This window comes from Leisingera daeponensis (genome assembly GCF_019801465.1).
In the GTDB taxonomy this organism is placed as follows: domain Bacteria; phylum Pseudomonadota; class Alphaproteobacteria; order Rhodobacterales; family Rhodobacteraceae; genus Leisingera; species Leisingera daeponensis_A.
Genome location: NZ_JAHVJA010000037.1, coordinates 1 through 2,741 on the forward strand (window position 1 = coordinate 1; position 2,741 = coordinate 2,741).

General features: G+C 62.7%; 4 protein-coding genes. 1 reads left to right on the forward strand and 3 read right to left on the reverse strand.

What is annotated here, in order from left to right:
* Positions 1-163: 163 nt before the first annotated feature.
* The 3 genes from KUV26_RS23415 to KUV26_RS23425 form a co-directional block, all read right to left on the reverse strand.
* Positions 164-643: a VOC family protein gene (locus tag KUV26_RS23415; protein ID WP_222510264.1), complete on the reverse strand. Its 480-nt coding sequence runs from the start codon at positions 641-643 to the stop codon at positions 164-166.
* Positions 644-755: 112 nt separating this feature from the next.
* Positions 756-1,430 (reverse strand): glutathione S-transferase family protein, encoded by a 675-nt coding sequence (locus KUV26_RS23420; RefSeq protein ID WP_222510265.1) that lies wholly within the window; start codon positions 1,428-1,430, stop codon positions 756-758.
* Entirely contained in the window at positions 1,427-2,152 is a 726-nt protein-coding gene (locus KUV26_RS23425; RefSeq protein WP_222510266.1) for a DUF1428 domain-containing protein, read from the reverse strand. Before KUV26_RS23425 ends, KUV26_RS23420 begins: the two co-directional genes overlap by 4 nt.
* 89 nt (positions 2,153-2,241) lie before the next feature.
* Here KUV26_RS23425 and KUV26_RS23430 point away from each other — a divergent pair.
* Positions 2,242-2,741 (forward strand): winged helix-turn-helix transcriptional regulator (locus KUV26_RS23430; protein ID WP_222510267.1); only part of this gene is annotated, 500 nt, incomplete at its 3' end.

A 2,741-nucleotide genomic window follows, 5' to 3' on the forward strand; every position in this document is an offset into this window, starting at 1 on the left:
CCCCGCCCGAACCCGGGTCGCCATGCACCTCGTAATGGATTTCATGGCCATCCACGCGGACAGTGGCGGCCTGCGCCAGCGTTGCCAGCAGCAGAGAAGCTGCCGCGCCTAAAGCAGTGGTCTTCATCCTCGAAATCTCCTGAAACACCCGGCCTTCATCGGTTCAGCCGCGGCGGGCCGTCTCGATTGCAGCAACGTCAATTTTCCTCATTTGCATCATCGCCTCAAACGCGCGCTTCGCTTCGCCGCCGCCTGCGGCAAGCGCCTCCATCAGAACCCGCGGCGTGATTTGCCAGGAGATGCCCCATTTGTCTCTGCACCACCCGCAGGCGCTTTCCTCGCCGCCGTTGCTGACAATCGCGTTCCAGTAGCGGTCGGTCTCCTCCTGATCCTCGGTGGATATCTGGAACGAGAAGGCTTCGCTGTGTTTGAACGCAGACCCGCCATTCAGACCCAGGCAGGGGATGCCCAGAACCGTGAACTCGACCGCCAGCACATCTCCGGCCTTGCCGGAGGGGAAATCGCTGGGTGCGTGCCGTACGGCCGTTACCGAACTGCCGGGAAAGGTTTCCGCATAAAAGCGGGCTGCAGCTTCGGCCTCATTGTCATACCAGAGGCAAACTGTATTTTTGGCAATGGCCATTCCTTGTTCTCCTTCAGAGCTGTCTTCGGGCGTTTGCAGCCCGAACCGGGTGAAATTCCGGACTCCAGCCGGACCGCAATACCCGGCTGCTCCAGGTCCGCTCCAGCGGGCGTCAGGCCTGGCCGGAAGCGGCGCGGGCGGCATCTGCCTGCTGCCAATGGCCCATGTGATCTGCCATCGCCTTTTTGAATGCGGGCCGGGCGGCGGCCCGCGCTACATAGTCCGAAAGGACCGGATAGCCTTCCAGGGCGCCTTCAGACTCCGGCACGCGCAGCACTTCGGTCATCGCTACGTCGGCAATGCTGAATGCGCCGGCAAGCCAGTCCCGCTCGGCAACCGCCTGCTCCAGCGCCGCCAGCTTGGTGTCCAGCTCCTGCCTGGCATGGGCGGTAACTTCCCCAGCCGGCGCCGGGCCAAAAAACTCCGGAATCCTTTCCGCAAGCACCATTGTCTCCCAGCGGATGACGGCTATCTCGACCGTGTTCAGGGCGGCGAAGAGCCATTGAGTAACCTCAGCACGCCGCGGACCGGGCAGCAGCGCAGTGCCTTCCCCCAGATGCATCAGGATCGCGCCGCTTTCGAACAGGGTCAGCTCCCCGTCGCGGATCACCGGGACCTGCGCAAAAGGCTGCATTTCCCGGTGTGCTTCGCTCCTCGGGTGAGCGGGGACCGTCTCAACCAGATAGGGGCGGCCGAGTTCCTCCAGCACCCACCGCACGCGCAAGTCGCGCACGAAACCGCGGGGGAACTCGGGCAGCCAGTCATAGGTGATGAGCGTGAGAGTCATGCCTTCTCTCCGGAATCGAACAGTGGCTCGAACCCTCCCCACATCATCCGCATGCCGTCGAAGGGCATCGCTGACATGTCGATACTGCCCATTTCCGCCTCCATCGCCTTGGCGGCGGCATCGCAGGTGGCGCGGTCGGGCCAGGCGGACCAGCTGAACAGCGGCACCTCACCCTCTTCGGCCTTCGCAGCGCGGTAGAAATCGGTCTTTTTGCCGTGCGGCACGTCCTCTCCCCAGTTTTCGATCAGCCCGAGCGCACCGCCTTTTTCGAACATCTGCCAGCCCTCGTCCGCCATCTCGGTATAGGCCGCCTTGTTCTTCTGCGGCACCGCCAGCAGGAAGCCCTGATAATACCCTGCGCCGGTGTGATTGCCCCGCTCGAAGACTGGCGAGAAGCCACCGTAAATCATGCGGCTGCCGTCAAAGGGCATTTCCGCCAGCTCCTTCATCGCGGGGTCGCTTTCCATCTTCTTCCACGCCGTATCCGCGGTTGCCTTGTCCGGCCAGGCGATCCAGGAGAATACGATCGCTTCATCCGCCTTGGCATCCACGGCACCGTAAAAGTCAGTGACTTTTCCCTTGGGCACGTCAACGCCCCAGGTCTCGACCATTCGGGTTGCGCCATAGGATGCAAACAGGGGCCAGGCCACCGCCGCATGCTCCGCATATTTCTTCTTATTCGCAGCCGGGACCGCTGCGACCATGCCCGTGTAGTAGGCCATCTCAAGTATCCTTTTGCTGCGGAGCGAATCCTGCTCCTGCGTCAATCGTGCCAGTTGAAGTAGTGAAAAACAACTGATAGTATTTTAAAATGACTAAACACGGCAAATCCCCGCGTATCCGCTATGACGAAGGCTGCCTGGCCGCGCATGCGCTGAACCTGGTCGGCGACCGCTGGGCGCTGCTGGTTGTGCGCGAGCTGATGTTTGCTCCCAAACGGTTCCAGATGATCCGCAAGGGACTGCCGGGCATCACTGCCAGTGTGCTGACCGGACGGCTGGAGCAGCTGACAGCGGCGGGGGTGATTGACCATGACGAGCGGCTGGGCATTTATGCGCTGACAGGTGCGGGCCGCGGCCTGCTGCCGGTGCTGGAGGCGCTGTGCCGCTGGGCGCTGACGGTGCCGGGTCATGACCCGACCCGCTTCATCAGCCCCTCGGCGCTGATGATTTCAATGGGAGTGAACCTGATGCGCGACCGCGCCGCCGGCCGCGAGGCCCTGGCCGGCTTTGATTTCGGCAGCGAAGCCTTTGAGATGAGCTTGCGGGACGGGCAATTGCGGACGATTGCCGTCAAGCAACCGGACGCGCC

Excerpts from the sequence above, each read along its gene's own strand:
- KUV26_RS23420 (WP_222510265.1), bottom strand. The coding sequence starts at position 1,430 with ATGACTCTCACGCTCATCACCTATGACTGGCTGCCCGAGTTCCCCCGC.
- KUV26_RS23425 (WP_222510266.1), bottom strand. The coding sequence starts at position 2,152 with ATGGCCTACTACACGGGCATGGTCGCAGCGGTCCCGGCTGCGAATAAG.
- KUV26_RS23415 (WP_222510264.1), bottom strand. The coding sequence starts at position 643 with ATGGCCATTGCCAAAAATACAGTTTGCCTCTGGTATGACAATGAGGCC.